The organism is Brevundimonas sp. UBA2416 (assembly GCF_002343105.1).
GTDB lineage: Bacteria > Pseudomonadota > Alphaproteobacteria > Caulobacterales > Caulobacteraceae > Brevundimonas.
Genome location: NZ_DDRM01000028.1, coordinates 1 through 16762, shown reverse-complemented (window position 1 = coordinate 16762; position 16762 = coordinate 1). Strand labels below are relative to the sequence as shown.

Annotated in this window: 10 protein-coding genes; 4 read left to right on the top strand and 6 right to left on the bottom strand. The window is 67.2% G+C overall.

Annotated features, from left to right (window positions below):
• Position 1: 1 nt before the first annotated feature.
• The 5 genes from B3E43_RS09185 to B3E43_RS09165 form a co-directional block, all read right to left on the bottom strand.
• Positions 2–1759 (bottom strand): thiamine pyrophosphate-binding protein, encoded by a 1758-nt coding sequence (locus tag B3E43_RS09185; protein WP_292028695.1) that lies wholly within the window; start codon positions 1757–1759, stop codon positions 2–4.
• Positions 1756–2835, bottom strand: coding sequence for a 3-dehydroquinate synthase (locus B3E43_RS09180; protein ID WP_292028693.1), 1080 nt, complete (start codon positions 2833–2835; stop codon positions 1756–1758). The genes B3E43_RS09185 and B3E43_RS09180 overlap by 4 nt, the downstream gene beginning before the upstream one ends.
• Positions 2819–3571, bottom strand: a complete 753-nt coding sequence (locus tag B3E43_RS09175; protein WP_292028691.1) for an SDR family NAD(P)-dependent oxidoreductase — start codon at positions 3569–3571, stop codon at positions 2819–2821. Before B3E43_RS09175 ends, B3E43_RS09180 begins: the two co-directional genes overlap by 17 nt.
• A gap of 21 nt (positions 3572–3592) precedes the next feature.
• A complete protein-coding gene (locus B3E43_RS09170; RefSeq protein WP_292028689.1) occupies positions 3593–4378 on the bottom strand; it encodes an aldolase/citrate lyase family protein in 786 nt (261 codons plus the stop codon).
• A gap of 215 nt (positions 4379–4593) precedes the next feature.
• Entirely contained in the window at positions 4594–10023 is a 5430-nt protein-coding gene (locus B3E43_RS09165; RefSeq protein WP_292028687.1) for a M10 family metallopeptidase C-terminal domain-containing protein, read from the bottom strand.
• 289 nt (positions 10024–10312) lie between these two features.
• Between B3E43_RS09165 and B3E43_RS09160 the strand changes: the two genes are divergently transcribed.
• Positions 10313–11296 carry a M48 family metalloprotease gene (locus B3E43_RS09160; protein WP_292028685.1) on the top strand — a complete coding sequence of 328 codons (984 nt, stop codon included), beginning with the start codon at positions 10313–10315 and terminating at the stop codon, positions 11294–11296.
• Here B3E43_RS09160 and B3E43_RS09155 read toward each other — a convergent pair.
• Complete coding sequence (locus tag B3E43_RS09155) at positions 11256–11840, bottom strand: hypothetical protein (protein ID WP_292028682.1); 585 nt, start codon at positions 11838–11840, stop codon at positions 11256–11258. The genes B3E43_RS09160 and B3E43_RS09155 overlap by 41 nt on opposite strands.
• A 98-nt stretch (positions 11841–11938) precedes the next feature.
• On the opposite strand from B3E43_RS09155, the gene B3E43_RS09150 reads away from it, so the two are divergent.
• The 3 genes from B3E43_RS09150 (at position 11939) to B3E43_RS09140 (ending at position 16416) form a co-directional block, all read left to right on the top strand.
• Complete coding sequence (locus B3E43_RS09150) at positions 11939–13561, top strand: alpha-amylase family glycosyl hydrolase (protein ID WP_292028680.1); 1623 nt, start codon at positions 11939–11941, stop codon at positions 13559–13561.
• Position 13562: 1 nt separating this feature from the next.
• A complete protein-coding gene (locus B3E43_RS09145; protein WP_349677574.1) occupies positions 13563–14621 on the top strand; it encodes an NAD-dependent epimerase/dehydratase family protein in 1059 nt (352 codons plus the stop codon).
• A gap of 478 nt (positions 14622–15099) precedes the next feature.
• Positions 15100–16416, top strand: coding sequence for an ammonium transporter (locus tag B3E43_RS09140; RefSeq protein WP_292028678.1), 1317 nt, complete (start codon positions 15100–15102; stop codon positions 16414–16416).
• Positions 16417–16762 lie beyond the last annotated feature (346 nt).

Here is a 16762-nt window from a genome sequence, read left to right as displayed (position 1 = left end):
TTCAGGCCGGCAGATACGCGCCGACGCGCGCGAGGGTCTCGTCGGACAGCGGCGGCGTCATCCGGTGCAGCGGATTTGACACCATGCCGCCGCCTTCCACCATCCGGCTGGTAATACGCGGGAAATAGGTCTGCTGGGGGTCCACCGGCACGACGAAGGCCTGAACGCCCGGACCGTTGAAGCGGTCCAGGAATGCCGGATCAGTCTCGAAACCGTCGGCCAGCGTCATGCAGGGCACGTCCCAGACATCGAACAGTCTGGACCAGTCGGGCAGACCCAGGCCCGTGGCGCGATCACAGCCGACGTACCGGCCCTGGAAATAGTTCACCTGCACCGACCGGATCGAGGCGTAGCCGTTGTCGTCGAAGATGAAGATTTTCAGATCGAGATCGTTCACCGCGGCCGTGCCGATCTCCTGCAGGTTCTGGGAAAATCCCCCGTCGCCTTCGACCAGAATGGTGCGGCGACCGGAGGCGATGGCGGCCCCGATCGCGCCGCTCAGCCCGTAGCCCATGGACGCCAACCCCTTGTTGGTGACCATCCGCTGACCGGACTGCATTTCGAAGGCCTGCATCATCACCGTGAACGCCCCCCCGCTGCTGCAGGGGATGACGATGTCGTCCGGCTTGCTCAGCTGGCCCAGCGTCGTCGCCACGTCATAGGGGGACAGGAAACCGGGCCCCGTGGTGTTGGCTTCCAGCAGGGGCACGTCTTGTCGGACCTGACGGCAGTAGGCCAGCCAGTCGCCATGCGCGCCGAGATCGCGCCCAAGCAGGGCCTCAAGCAGGGCGTTGGCGTCCGCACAGATCGGCCAGGCCGTGCGCGGATGGCCCTTCTCCAGTTCCCGGCTATCGATGTCGACGTGGACGACCTCGCCCGTCGGGACGAATTCCTGCCAGTTGAAGCCGCTCTGCTGGTAACCCAGCCGCGTGCCCAGGGCGATCAGCAGGTCGGACTGCTGGACGATCAGATTGGCCGAGCGCTGGCCCCAGGTGTTGGCCCGGCCGACATACATCGGGTGGTCCCTCCCGATGCGGTCCGCCCCGTTCCAGGTCGTCGCGACCGGCACGCCCGCGGCTTCCAGTGCGCCGGCCAGCCGCTGTCCCGTGTGATGGTCGATCCCGCCGCCCAGAAGAAAGAGCGGGCGTCGGCTCCCGCGAACCTTTTCGGCCAGCGCGTCGATGTCCGCGGCCTTGAGCGCCGGCGCGGACGGCAGCGGCTCCGCTCGGCCAGCCAGTGCGGCCGGATCGACCTCGCGGCCCTGGATATCCAGCGGCAGTTCGAGGAACACCGGCCCCCGGCGGCCGTGGCTGCCCGCCTCGGCGCGCTCGACGAAGGCCCGCTGGTCCAGCACCTCTTCGATGGTGGAGGCGTGGGCGGTGATCGACTTCACGATCGACACGCCATCGATCTCCTGAATGCCCCGCTGCCGGACCTCGCCGCGGCTCAGGTCCGGCGTCTTGACCTGCCCGCCCAGTACCAGCAGCTCCCGGCTTTCCAGCCAGGCCCCGGCGACGGCCGTCACGAGGTTGGTCAGCCCCGGACCCGCGGTGACCAAGGCAAGCGCCCTCCGACCGTCCCCGACAGCGTTGAAATATTCGACCGCCACCCCCGCAGCGACCTCATGCACGGTGGCGATGCAGGTCATCTTGCGACTGCAGCTGTCGAGCAGGTGCATGATGTTGCCGCCCCCGACGTAGAAGCAGTGGGTGTAGCCGAGCTCAACCAGCCAATCGACGATTTGATCGCTGTATTTCATGCGGCGTACCGGGCTTTCATCTGGTCGAAGGCGGTCTGGATCAGGGCTTCGGTCTCCGGGCCTCGGCCCAGATCGACCCGCTCCACCCCGCCCGCCGCGAGCGGCAGGACGACGGCGAAGGTGTCGGCCGTGTGCTTCTTGTCGCTACGAAACGCCGCAATCAACCTGTCAGACGACAGGTCCGCGACCAATGGCCCGAGTTCCGGCATCTGCAGCAACAGGCCGTCGATGTGGGCTTCAAACCGCGCCGTCGGCCCATCGCCGACCGCGACCCGCCCGAGCGAGCGGGACATGGCCCCGGCCGCCATCATACCCAGCCCCACCGCGATCCCGTGCGACAGCCGGAAGTCCGAGGCCGACTCGATCGCATGGCCGAAGGTGTGTCCGTAGTTGAGCAGCAGCCGCTCCGCCTGGTCGAACTCGTCGATCTCCAGAAACCACTTCTTCGACGCCAGGCTGAGGCCGATCACCTCGCTGAGGGCCTCGGGCCCGGCCGCGACGACGGGCTCCAGCGCCAGATAGGCCTCAAACGTTTCCGGAGAGCGCGCGAAACAGATCTTGGCCGCCTCGCAAAGACCGGCGATCCGCTGGTCCGCCGACAAGGTCTCGCACAGGCCGGGGTCGATCAGGATCGTCTGTGGCGGGTGGAAGGTGCCGACCAGATTCTTGTAGGGTCCGACATTGATGGACGACTTGCCGCCGATACAGCTGTCGACCATGGCCAGCAGGGTCGTGGGCGCATAGTCCCACTTGACGCCCCGCATATAGACCGAGGCCACGAAGCCGGCGACGTCCTGGACGATGCCGCCGCCCACCGCGATCAGCCGGGTGCGGCGCGACGCGCCCGCCTCTCTCAGGGCTGCGATTACGCGCGGGATTTCGTCCAGGCTCTTGGTTGTCTCGAGCGCAGGCAGGCTGATCACCGGGACGCCGCGCCCCTCGAACCTGTCGGCGAAATACGCATCGCAGAGGATGACGATGTCGCCCCCGCGTTCCACCACCTGTTCCAGCGACCCCGGCTGGATGCGGGCGGTGTAGGTTCCGCTCGCCGCCCGGATCTCAAACGAGGCGGACATTGCTGAATCCCAGATCTGCGGTGACCGACTGGCCGGTGACAACGGTATTCTGATCCGAACACAGGAATCCGACTAGCCGGGCGATCCCGTCGGGCGTCGGAAGGGCGTTGAACAGTGTCGCCTGCGCCACCCGTTCAACCTGTTCGGGCGCGAGCGCCGCATGGGTCATGGGCGTATCCAGAACGCCCGGCAGCACAGCGTTGATAAGGTGGCCGTCCGCGGCCAGATCGACGCTCGCGGACCGCACAAACCCCCCGAGCGCGGCCTTGGTCATCGTGTAGGACAGCTTGGTCTGCCGGGCCCGCTCCTGCCAGATCGAGCTGACCACACAAAGCCGCGCGCCGGCCGGGCTGAGCAGCTGCGCGGCCAGCAACTCATTCAAACTACGGGCGATGTACAGGCAGTTGGCCTCAAACAGTTCGGCGCTCGCGGCTGCGTCGAAATCCAGCACGCTGTCCTGCCTGTTCGCGCCCTGCGCCCAGCAGACGGCGTCGAACGGTCCGTGCGCGGCGAAGTCCGTCGGCGAGGTCGGGGTGGCGGACGGATCGTACTGCACCCAGTGGCGCTCCGCCGTATCAGGACGCTGCGACCGGGAAACGCCCGTCACGGACCAGCCCCGGGCGTCGGCCATGTCGGCGACCGCCTGTCCGACAGCGCCGGACGCGCCGAACAGCAGAAGGCGCCAGCGAGACGTGTTGGGTTCTGCGGATTCCAGGTCGATCTCTCCCTCGGGCAAGGCGGCGCGTGATCTTCGCCGTCAGCCCGCGATCCGCTCCCGATCGTTCGACGCCAGGCGGCGCTCGATCATCGCGATCCGCGCGGCGTCCTCCCGGGCGATCTCGCCATAGTAGTCGCGCTTGTTCTTCAGCCAGGCCAGTTCGAACTGCACCGCGACCTCGATTCCCGCGGCGATATTCGGCCGGGTGACAGCCTCGCCTTCGAAAATGACCTTGCGGGTCTCGAAACGATCGAGTCGGACCGCGCGGATCTCACGGAGCGCAGGCAAACTGCCCGTCGACACCGAACCGCCGACCACCAGTTCAAGATCAAGGTCCCGCGCTACCTGCGCCACCTGCAGAACGGCATCGGTGACGCCCCGCGTGTCAATGTCTCCTCGGGGCAGTCCGCGCGACAGGGTGAAATCGACCCGGCCGAAGACGATCCCGTCGAGGTGCCCCTTGGCGTTCTGCGCCATCAGGTCGAGATTCCGTAGGGTGGTTTCGGTCTCGAGGTTGAACAGGAAGGAGGTCCCGGCCTGATCATCGACGGTGTGTGTCTTGTCCTTCGCCTCGATGAATTTCGACAGCGCATAAGGTGTCTCCACCATGGGAGCGATGACATAGTCGATGCCGTAAAGCCGGCTGGCCAGCAGGTCGCTGACAGCCTCGCAGCCGCCGATCTTGAGGGCGACCTTCAGGTCCGCCTTCCGCGCGATCTCCAGCAGCCTGAGAAACTCGTCGGGCCGGGTGCCCTCGGCTTCAAACTCGGCCTTTACAGCGACCACGCCATGGTCCCCGCGGCCGCGCCGGAGCAACTCCAGCATATCGCGCTCAACGAGATTCAACTCTGGTCCTCACACTGATCGTAACGACGTACCGTCGACTCTCCGCCAGCAGCGCAGGCTTGCACGACGATGTCGGCGGACATTCAATAGTAGGCAGCGCGGGTCAACCCAATACAATCCTCACCCGGCCTGCCAAGTCGTTGCTCGACCTGCCCGGACCACACATCCGCGCGGTCCGGGCAGGCGGGCTTGCCTTAGCTCCAGATGTCATCTCTCGCAGGGGACAGGATTCCCGACCAGTCATCGGCCAACGTCAGACTGTCGTCAGAAGCCCGCAGATGAAGCGGGTTCTCGCGAGCCATGGCCATCAGGAACTCGCGGGAGAGCTCCAGCTCCGAAGTCGACGAAAGCGCACCATCGAAGTCGCCGGTCAGGGTAGGCATGACGGGCGGGGCATCGTCCAATTTTCCGGTCAGGATGAAGCCGTCATCCATGGCCGGCAGAACCTGGGGCATGCCCCCATCCGTCGCCACAATCAGATAGCCATCATTCGCCGGCAGGTCGCCGAACATGGACAGCGTCTGTGCCATGTCGCCATCGCGCAGCACGACGTCCGCCGCCATCGGCCAATCGCGAACCAGGAAGCCTTCATCAACGCCCGGTAGGGTCTGGGGTCCGTCGTTCAACCCCTTGTCGTCCGGAGCACCGGGAAGAACCTCGGGGCCTGTGATCGCCTTGTCCTGGGCCAGGGCTGGCAGCACCTGCGGTGCCGCTGGCGCTGCCGCGGGCAGGGACGTGGTCGAACCGTCGCTGAAGCGCAGGGTCTCGACACCCGTCAGCAGGTCGGACCCGTCGCGACCCGTGACTGTGTCCGTCACGCGGTAGCCGCCAGCCACGGCCGTCACCGTATACTCTGCGCTCAAGCCCTGGAGTTCGACGATGTCGGTGCCGGCACCGCCTTCAATCGTGTCATCCCCCGCATTGCCGCGAATGATGTCGTTGCCCTCGCCTCCCATCAAGAGATCGGCCCCACCACCACCGATCAGCAGGTCGTCACCGCCCCGCCCATCGAACTGGACCGGTGCCAGGATACCAATGGCCGCAATGGTGTTGTTTCCAGCACTGCCGATACCCAGCCGACCGCCGCCTCCCGACTCCACCGATCCATCGAACTGGATATTCTCGATGGAGTTGGTGCTGATCGCCACGCCACCGGCTGAACCGCCGTTGATCGTCAGGTCGATACTGGCCCCGCCACCACGCAGGATGATCGTGTCGGTGCCGGCGCCGCCGAAGACCTGGGTCGACCCACCCGGCTCGCCGACCGCGAACAGGAAGGCGTCGTCGCCGTCATCACCGTGCAGCACATCCGAACCGCCGTCGCCGGAGATCACATCATTGCCAGCACCGCCGTGGACGGTGTCGTTGCCGGTCCCCGCCGCGATCGCGTCATTGCCATCGCCTCCGGAGATCACATCATCGCCACCGAGGCCGTTGATCACATCATCGCCACCGAGGCCGTTGATCACATCCGCGAACGGTGTGCCGTTCAGCGTGTCAGCGCCGGCAGTGCCGTCGATCGGTCCCAGGATCAGAGGCGCTCCGGCTGGATCGAACAACCCGTCAGCAAACTGAAGTCGCTCGACATTGGTCAGGGTATCAGTGCCGTCCGGACCCGTCACGGTGGTCACGCCGGCCAGCAGCGTGATCGTGTAGGCGGACCGGTTGCCCGTAAACAGGGCCGTGTCGGTGCCGTCCCCACCGTTGAGCGTATCATTGCCAGCGGCACCGTTCAGGATGTCATTCCCGTCGCCGCCCAGCAGGGTATCTGCGCCACCGCCGCCGATCAGCAGGTCGTCGCCTCCCCGGCCCTCGAAGGTGACCGAGGCCAGGATACCGATGGCTGCGATGACGTTGTTGCCTGCGCTGCCAATGCCCAGCCGGGCACCGCCGCCGGAATCCACCGATCCGTCGAACTGGATATTCTCGATCGAGTTGGTGCTGATCGCCACGCCGCCGGCCGAGCCGCCGTTCAGGGTCAGGTCGATACTCGCCCCACCGCCGCGCAGGATGATGGTGTCCGTGCCCGCGCCGCCATAGACTTGGGTCGAACCGCCCGGCTCGCCCACGGCGAACAGGAAGGCGTCGTCTCCGTCCTCGCCGAACAGGATGTCCGAGCCGCCGTCGCCGGAAATCACATCATTGCCAGCGCCGCCATAGATCCAGTCATCGCCGAGACCGCCTGCAAGACTGTCGGCGCCGTTCCCACCTTCGATGGTGTCATTGCCCACGCCGCCGCTGATCGTGTCGTTGCCTTCACCGCCGAGCAGGGTATCGGCCCCGCTGCCGCCGATAAGCAGGTCGTCGCCTCCGCGGCCCTCGAATCTCACAGCTGCTGCAATGCCCAGCGCCACAATGGCGTTGTTGGCCGCACTGCCGATGGCCAGACGCGACCCGCCGCCGGAATCCACCGACCCGTCGAACTGGATGTTCTCGATCGAATTGGTGCTGATCGCGACACCGCCGGCAGAACCGCCGTTGATCGTCAGGTCGATACTGGCCCCGCCACCACGCAGGATGATCGTGTCGGTGCCAGCACCGCCGAAGACCTGGGTCGATCCGCCGGGCTCGCCGACCGCGAACAGGAAGGCGTCGTCGCCGTCATCACCGTGCAGCACATCCGAACCACCGTCGCCCGAGATCACGTCATTGCCGGTACCGCCGCGAATCACGTCGTCTCCGAGACCGCCCGAGAGGCTGTCGTCACCCTCACCGCCGTTGATTGTGTCATTCCCGGCCAGACCGTTGATGATGTCGTTCCCGCCCAGACCGTTGATGGTATCCGCGCCGGCCGTGCCATTCAGTGTGTCCGCATCGGCCGTGCCGTTGATCACGGTCGCGTCGCTGATCGGCGCCCCCGTAATGTCGAACAGCCCGTCCGCGAACTGCAGCCGCTCGACATTGGTCAGCGTGTCCGTCCCGCCGGGGCCGGACACCGTGGTCACCGCGCCCGAAGCGCTGATCGTATAGGCTGAGCGGTTGCCGGTGAACACTGCCGTGTCCGTGCCGTCTCCGCCGTTCATCGTGTCATTGCCCGATCCGCCTTCCAGACGATCGTCGCCGGCATCGCCGTTCAGGGTCGAACCGGCCAGCACGATCGGAACCGGCGTCTGGCTCGGGCTCGACACATGCAGGGTGTAGGTCTGGTTGGCCGGGGGCGGGCCGGAGACGAAGGGGCCGCTTCCGCTCACCCACCGACCGACCTGGATATAATAGGTGCCGGCGCTGGCGAAGGTGTGACTCAGGGCCGAGTCGGTGGACGCCCCGCCATCCGAATTGTTGTCGTCATTGCTGGCCAGCTCGACGCCCCCGCCGTCGAACAGCCGCAGGGTGCTGTCGAAGCTGGCGTTGTCGATGTCGAAATTCACCGTCTCGCCCGCGATCACGGTCACGCGGTAATATTCGACGTTGCCGTGGGTCGTGGCCACGACGGTCGCGTGCGGAATGGTGGTCGAGTTGGCGATCGCGGAATTGTCGGCGAGATCGAACGCCCCGGTCAGGGAGACCGCCGTCTGGATGCTGCCGTTGGTGGTGTCGCTGCCCTTGATGATGTCCGGCGCGCCGCCGGTCAGGCCGGGCGCGCCGGCAATGAGATGGTCGTCACCGCCGCCGCCGCTGATGGTGTCGACGCCGCCGCCGCCGCGCAGGACGTTGGCGTTGCCGTCGCCGGTCAGGGTGTCGGCATAGGTGGTGCCCGTCACATTCTCGACCTGGGTCAGGGTATCATTTCCCGCCCCGCCGCTGGCCACGCCTGTGGCCAGATTGACCGTCACCGCGGCGCCCGCGCCGGAATAGTCGGCGGTGTCGATCCCGGCGCCGCCGTTCAGCGTGTCATTGCCGAGGGCCCCGATCAGGACGTCGTCACCATCGCCGCCGTTCAGCGTGTCGTTGCCGGAGCCGCCGTTCAGGGTGTCGTTCCCGGCCAGGCCGGAGATGGTGTCGTCCCCGCCAAGCCCGCCGATCACGTCCGCCAGGGCGGTGCCGGTGATGGTCTCATTGGTGATGTCGCCGCCGACCACGACGCCGCCCGTCGGGGCCGCCGCAATGGTCTGGTCGGTGAATTGAAGGAATTCGACATTGGTCACGGTCACGTTCTGGCCGTTGCCGACAATCGTGCCCGTCTGTCCGGTCCAGGTAATGGTGTAGGCGGCGCGCGTGCCCGAGAACACAACGGTGTCGGTCCCGAGGCCGCCGTCGACCACATCCGTACCCGCGTTCGGGGTAAATCGGTTGTCGGCCGAGTTTCCACGGAAGGTGTCCGAGCCCTGGCCGCCGATCGCGTTCTCGATCACCGCGCCCAGGGCGATGGAAACATTGCCCACCATGCCGCCGACGCTGGAGAAGGCCCCCTGGCGCAGATCGATGATCTGGCCGTTGTTCAGATAGCCGGAGAAGTCGAACGTATCGGTCCCGCCGGCGTCCCAGGCGCAGAAGACGAGTGTGCTGAGCTCATTGTTGGCGGTGAACCAGAGCCGGCCAGTGTTGGAGTTGAATCCATAGACCGTGTCGCCCGTACGCGTGGACATATTGGAGCCGTACAGGCGCTGGGCCGCCGAGATGTCGTCCAGCAGCGGCGCCGAGGAATACGACCGGGCGCCCTGGGCGTTGACGCGGAAATCCGCGCCCGTATTGACCTCGCTGAAATAGCTCATCACCGAATACTGGAGGGAGTCCTCGTAGTAGACGGCGCTGCCCGAATAGGTGATCGTGCCCCCGGCGCTCGCGTTGTAGGCGGCCGGGTGGCTCAGGCCGATGGCGTGGCCGATCTCGTGCAGCAGCGTCAGCTGGCCGTAACCCTGCTGGACCGGCAGGGCGTTGTAGGACAGCGAGCTGTTGATCCAGACGTCGCCCTGCACCTGGCCGAAGCCGGCCGCGCCGGGCATGCCGCCGGGCAGATAGGCGAAGGCGGCCGCGCCCTCCTGACCATCGGCGTAGTTGGCCAGCAGGATGGTGGCGTCGTTCGAGAACTCGCTCCCGGCATTCTGGACGCGCTGGAAGGTGATGTTTGCGACGTCGGACCAGGCGGAAAAAGCCAGAACGGAGGCTGCAATCTGGGTGGCGTTGAATTGGGAGAAGCCGGTCGTGTCCGTCGGCATGGTCGTGACCGAGTCACGGAAGGCGTAGGTCACCACCGCCGCCGTGCCGAGCGCCGAGGCCCAGCTCTGGTTGGTGCGGGTGATCTGGGCGCCAGCGTCCGTCGAACTCAGCGACGGCTTGCCGTTGGGACCGAAGACGCCCCGGTCGTCTGCGTTAAGGCCGAAAACCGGGCCGCCGTCGGCGTCCGTGGTCGGCCCGTGGAAGCGGGCGCAGCAGGCGCATATCTGGTAACTGGCGATCGCCCCGAACGAGGACGACTCGGCCGGCTCGTCGAATTCGACCGACTCGCCGACGCCGATGAAGCGCTGGTTCGGGCCTGAGAACTCCTGGAAGGCTTCAAGAAGCCCGTTCGAAGCGCCAGGGCGGCCGGGGACCAGGTCCTGGAGCACGGGGCTATCGGCCTGGAGCGGTTCAAGCGCCTCGCGGGCGCCCGTGAACCGCTGGCTGGGGCCTGTAAAACCCTCGAAAGCCTCAAGGAAGCTGTTCGAGTTTCCGCCGGAGCGGTTGCTGATCAAGCCGAAGAACATGGTGCCACCGTCGTGCGGAAAATATTGGAGACAGTCACCGTAACGCGGCGCGCCGAAACGACAAGCGCAACGCAATCATGATGTAATGAATATCCCGCGATACTCCTCAGGATTGTCACACACTCCACGCCGCATTCCCCTTGGCCGCGAGGCTGGATCGGTGTCCGCCGTATAATGATACGGCCTCGAACACCTGAAGGACGCACCGGTCATCCTGTTTGAAGGCTTGGCAAGGCGCGGAGCCCCGACGCATGGTGCGCCCATGTTGAACCGGCGTTTCCTCCTCCCCGTGCCAGCGCTCCTGGTTCTGGGCCTTGCCCTTTCCGGCTGCGGCTCGAAGGCGCCTGTTGCTGATGCCGGCCTGGAAATCGCGGCTCCGGCGGAACAGCGACTGATCGCCCTGACGGATCTGGACCAACGGGTCGCGCGCGTCGGCTATCGACTGTCGGCAGCCAATGCAGAGCTTTGCCCGGCCGTGCGGAACTCGGCAGGCTGGCTGTTGCATGCCGCGAGCCAGTACAGCCCAGAACTGCGGCCCCATGCCGAAGCCCGGTTCGGACTGGACGGAGACCTGCCCGGCCTGCTGGCGGTTCCCGAAGGGTCAGCGGCCGCACGCGCGGGACTGCGCCGCGGCGACCTGCTTCTCGGCATCAACGGCGAGGCCCTGGCGCGCGGCGTCACCCGCCGGGCGGCGGCTTTCGAGGGCGTCGAGGCCAACATCCAGAAGCTGGACCTGGCCCTGGCGGCCGGCCCCGTCGAAATCGCCTTCCGCCGCGACGGCGACGACCAGACCGCTACAGTGACGCCGCAACGCGCCTGCGGCTACGACGTCCAGCTGGATCCGTCGGACGAGCTCAACGCCCGGGCGGACGGGAAACGCCTATATATCACCACCGCCATGGCCGGCTTCACCGCCACCGACGACGAACTCGCTATCGTCCTCGGCCACGAGCTGGCTCATCACGTCCTTGGGCACCGGGGCTGGCATGAGGCCGAGGCCCGCGGCCGTCAGACCCAGACCCTCCCGGCCTTCACCAGCGCGGCCGGCGGCGCCGAGCGGCAGGCGGATCGTGTCGGCCTCTATCTCGCCGCCCGCGCCGGTTTCGACACCGGCATCGCACCGGCCTTCTGGCGTCGCTTCGGCGACTACAACTGGCGGGTCCGCTATCCCGGCTGGAGCCACCCGTCGGCCGAGGCCCGGGCGCGCGCGCTCGAGGCCGTTCAGGCCGAGCTCAGCGCCCGCCGGGCGTCGGGCCAGCCTCTGGTTCCGTAGCGACCGCCGGCTGCTCCCGCCACGCCGCCGCCGGATTCAGCGCCGCCGTCGCCTCCAGAAACGTTCCCGGCTTCAGCGACGGCTCTTCGGCCGTCCGCAGGCCCGCCACCCGGGCCAGATCCGCAATGAAGGTGATGCAGTTGCGCCGCCGCAGGTCATACACCCACCCCTCCGGCGTGTTCCACCAATCGGCCCTCGCCCGCACGGCGCGATAGTCGGCGTCGCTGACCGTCAGCCGCAGATAGGGCTTGCCCTCGCCGACATACCGGGGGTTCGGCAGCTCGACCACGCCCTCGCCACGCGTGAACAGCAGCTGCGGTCCGGGGTTGCGGGCCGTGAACCCGGCTGCCCAGTCCACGGTCTCGCCCGTCTCGTCCAAGGTCCCCGTGGCCTGCACAAAGGCATGAGGGAAGAGCAGGTTTCCGTCCCGCACCCTGGCCCCCGGATGCGCGTAGAAGGTCAGGGTCACCTCGGCCCAGGCCGATCCCGCGATCAGGGCCAGCAGAAGTCCCGGCAGTCCAGCTCGCCACATCGTTCCGATCATCCTTCAGGCTCCGCCATCCGTCCACCTATCGCCCGGCGACCGGGCGATGCAAAGTCCCGACGCATCGCCCGACGTCGTATCGAATCAGAAGGCCGCGCGTGACCGACAAGGTTCCAGTCCCGCTGACCGCTTCCTCCGCCGACTGGTGGCGGGGCGCCGTCATCTATCAGGTCTATCCGCGCAGCTTCGCTGATGCCGACGGCGACGGCGTTGGCGACCTCGCCGGGATCACCGAACACCTCGACCACATCGCCTCCCTGGGCGTCGACGCCGTCTGGCTCAGTCCATTCTTCACCTCGCCGATGAAGGATTTCGGCTATGACGTCGCCGACTATTGCGATGTCGATCCGGTGTTCGGAACCTTGGCCGACTTCGACCGCCTGATCGCCCGCGCCCACGCGCTGGGCCTGAAGATCATCACCGACCTCGTCCTGGCCCACACCTCGGACCAGCACGCCTGGTTCAAGGACAGCCGCCAGTCGCGCGCTGCGGCGAAGGCCGACTGGTACGTCTGGGCCGACGCCAGGCCCGACGGCTCGCCGCCCAGCAACTGGCAGTCCGTCTTCGCCGGCCCCGCATGGACCTGGGACGCCCGTCGCGGTCAGTACTACATGCACAATTTCCTGCCGGAGCAGCCCCAGCTGAACCTGCACAATATCGAGGTCCAGGACGCCCTGCTCGATGTCGCCCGCTTCTGGCTCGACCGCGGTGTCGACGGCTTCCGCTTCGACGCCATCAATTTCGCGATGCACGACCCGCACCTCCGGGACAATCCCCCCGCCCCTCCCGGCAAGCGCACCCGCCCTTTCGACTTCCAGTCCCACGTCCACAACCAGTCACAGCCGCAAATCCCGGCCTTCCTCGCCCGCATCCGCGCCCTGATGGACGACTATCCCGGCCGCTTCAGCGTGGCTGAAGTCGTGGGCGCCGCCGCCGAGCCGGAGATGCAGGCCTTCACCGCCGACGATCGCCATCTGAACAGCGCCTACGGCTTCGCCTACCTGTATGCGGACGAACTGACGCCGGAGCTGGTGCGACGCGCCAATGCCGCCTGGGACGGCGCGCCCGGTCAGGGCTGGCCCTCCTGGGCCTTCTCCAACCACGACGCCCCGCGCGCCGTTTCGCGCTGGAGCGAGGGCCGCGACCCCGATCGCTTCGCCCGGATGGCCATGCTCCTGCTGATGGCCCTGCGCGGCAATGTCTTCGTCTACCAGGGCGAGGAGCTGGGGCTGCCGCAGGCCGAGGTACCCTTCGACCGCCTCGTCGATCCCGAGGCCATCGCCAACTGGCCCGAGACCCTCGGCCGCGACGGCGCCCGCACTCCCATGCCCTGGCGCGCCAACGCCCCCCACGCCGGCTTCTCGACCATCGAGCCCTGGCTGCCCGTCGATCCCCGTCACCCGCCGCTGGCCGTCGATCGTCAGGAAGCCGATCCCGCCTCCATCCTCAGCCTCAGCCGCCGCCTGATCGCACTACGAAAGGCCGAGCCCGCCCTGCGCCTCGGATCCCTGCGCTTCCTTGAGGCTCCGGCGCCCCTGCTCGCCTTCGAGCGCGCCCACGGGGGCGACGTCCTGACCTGCGTCTTCAACCTCGGCCACGAGACCGTCGCATGGTCGCCCGCCCCCGGCCTGCGCATGGTCGAGTCCGTCAATCTCGACAACGCCCCGACCGGCGAACTGCCGCCGCTTTCCGGCCTGATCGCCCGCCGGCAATCGATATGAGGTGGCGGAGCGGCCCGACCGGCGCTATCGCAAATCCATGACCACCCAGGGCCCCGTCCTCGTCACCGGTTCGGCCGGTTTCATCGGCTTCCACACCGCAGAGCGTCTGCTGGCGCGCGGCGAGACGGTGATCGGCGTCGACAATCTCAATGACTACTATGACCCCGCCCTCAAACAGGCGCGCCTCGACCGCCTGCTGACCCGGCCCGGCTATATCCACCACACGCTCGATCTGGCGGATCGCGACGGCATGGCCGCCCTGTTCGCGCAGCACGCGCCCCGCCGCATCGTCCACCTCGGGGCCCAGGCCGGCATCCGCTACAGCGTCGAAAATCCCGAGACCTACATCGACTCCAACGTCGTCGGCTTCCTGACCGTGCTGGAAGGCGCCCGCGCCGTGAAGGCCGAGCATCTGGTCTTCGCCTCGACCAGCTCGGTCTTCGGTGCCAACGCCGCCCTGCCCTTCTCGGTCCAGCAGGGCACAGCCCATCCGCTCAACGTCTATTCAGCGACCAAGCTCGCCAATGAGTCCATGGCCCACGCCTATGCCTACATCTTCGGCATCCCCTGCACCGGCCTGCGGTTCTTCACCGTCTATGGTCCGTGGGGCCGGCCGGACATGGCCCTGTTCAAATTCACGCGGGCCATCCTCGAGGGCCAGCCGATCGACGTCTATGGCGCCGGAACGATGGAGCGGGACTTCACCTATGTCGACGACATCGTCGACGGCGTGATCGCCGCGCTGGACACCGTGCCGGGCAAGGATCCCGACTGGCGCGCCGAAGCCCCGGGACCTGGCACAAGCGGCGTGGCCCCCTGGCGTATCCTCAACCTCGGCGCCGGGCGGCGCGAGCCGCTGGCCCGCTACATCGAGGTGCTGGAACAGGTGCTGGACCGCAAGGCGATCCTCAATGTCATGCCGACTCAGGACGGCGAAATGACCCGCACCGAGGCCGATGTGACCGAGACCCGCGCCGCCCTCGGCTACGCGCCCTCGACGCCCATCGACATCGGGGTCAAACGGTTCGTCGACTGGTACCGGGATTTCTACAAGGTCTGACGCAGCCGCCGACGGTCGCTTGTCGTCGCCTGCGCCTGCCCGGCGAGGGCGGGAGGTTCATCACGAAGGACACGAAGGGATCACGAAGGTCACGAAGAGACCGCGCAGGGTCCGGGACTGGTGGCGTCTTTGACCTCCCAACCGATTGCGGCTTCGCCGCCGCAGTCCGAGCGATGCCTTGGCCTCGATCCAGAGTCTTCTGTGGTCCGAAAGGCGAATCCGACCCTGTCATCCTCACCGCACCCTTCGAGACCTTCGTGTCCTTCGTGATGAACCTTCTTCTTGCAGACGCGAACACCTGCGGTCAGGACATGCCGCAACGTCAGCCTTGAGGACCCGTCCGTGCAGCGTCACAGCAAGTTATTGCGCCGCACACGAAATGATTTGCCTGCTGCGGTGCAATAGGTTCCTATCCCTATCCGCGGCCCCGAACGCGGTTCGAGCCGAGCCTTGTGACTCCCAGCCTCGGACCTCGCGCATGAAATCCCCCGCTCTCGCCACCCTCGTCAGCCTCGCCGGCCTGCTCGTCGCCGGACCAGCCCTGGCCGCCTCGCCAGCCCTTCTGGCCCATCAGGCGCCGCTGGAGCTGAACGAGGCCTCGGCGGCCTGGATCCTGACCTCGACGGCGCTGGTCCTGCTGATGACCCTGCCCGGTCTGGCCCTGTTCTACGGCGGCATGGTGCGGCGCAAGAACGTCCTGGCCACCATCGCCCATTCCACGGCCGCCATGGCCATCGTCACCGTCCTCTGGTTCATCGCCGGCTACAGCCTGTCCTTCGGCTCCAGCGGCGAGGCGACCAACGGCTTCATCGGCGGCCTTCAGGCCGCCTTCCTCAACGGCGTCACGCCGACCACCGCTCACAGCCTCGCCCCCGGCCTGCCCGAATTCCTCTGGATCGCCTACCAGCTGACCTTCGCCATCATCACCCCGGCCCTGATCGCCGGGGCCTTCGCCGAACGGATCAAATTCTCGGCCTCCATCCTGTTCTTCTTCCTCTGGCACCTGATCGTCTATGCGCCGATCTGCCATCAGGTCTGGGGCGGCGGCTGGATGGGCTCGCTGGGCGTGCTCGACTTCGCCGGCGGGGCGGTGGTCCACGTCAATGCGGGCGTCGCCGGCCTCGTCGCCGCCCTCGTGCTGGGCCCGCGCCACGGGCACGGGCGGGACAATATGGCTCCGCACAACCTGGCCTACACCGCGATCGGCGCCGGCCTGCTGCTGGTCGGCTGGCTCGGCTTCAATGCCGGCTCGGCCTGGGCCGCCGACGGCATCGCCGCCGTCGCCGCATTCAACACCCTCCTCGCCGCCGCGGCCGCCGCCCTCGCCTGGACCGCCGTCGAGTGGTTCGACCACAAGAAGCCGACCCTGCTGGGGCTGTTGTCGGGCCTGGTCGCCGGTCTCGTGGGCGTCACCCCCGCCGCCGGTCTGGTCGACCCCAAGGGCGCCTTCATCATCGGCCTTGTCTGCGGCCCGGCCTGCTACGCCGGCGCCGTCTGGCTCAAGCGCGCCCTGAAATACGACGACAGCCTCGACGCCTTCGGCGTCCACGGCGTCGGCGGCATCGTCGGCGCCCTGCTGACCGGCGTCCTCGCCACCGCCGCCATCAACCCCGTCGCCGCCAGCGCCAACCTGCTCAACCAGACCATCGGCCTGGTCGCCGTCATCGCCTGGAGCGCCGTCGGCACCTTCGCCATCCTCATGATCTGCAAATTCACCACCGGTCTGCGCGTGCCGAAGGAGGAGGAGATCGAGGGCCTCGACTACACCCAGCATGGGGAGACGGTTCATTCGTAGAAGGAGCCCTCTCCCCTTGCGGGAGAGGGAGACCGCACACGGCGGCGAAGCCGTCGTTCTTGTGCGGTCGGGTGAGGGGTCGCACCGGCTGCGACCGCGAGACCCCTCATCCGACCCGCTTCGCGGGCCACCTTCTCCCGCAAGGGGAGAAGGGCGCGCCCCCTGCTGACAATCCGCCGATTGCCAGCATATTCCGCGCCGCCAACTCACTGACACCGCTCGCCTTTCAAAAATTACAGCGTCACCAACCCGCCATAGGAAGAGCCCCGCCCACAATGCGCCCATCCCGTCGGTGGGGAGGGCGTCGGATCCAGCGCCCCGATGTCGGCGGGCTGTGGTCGAGCGA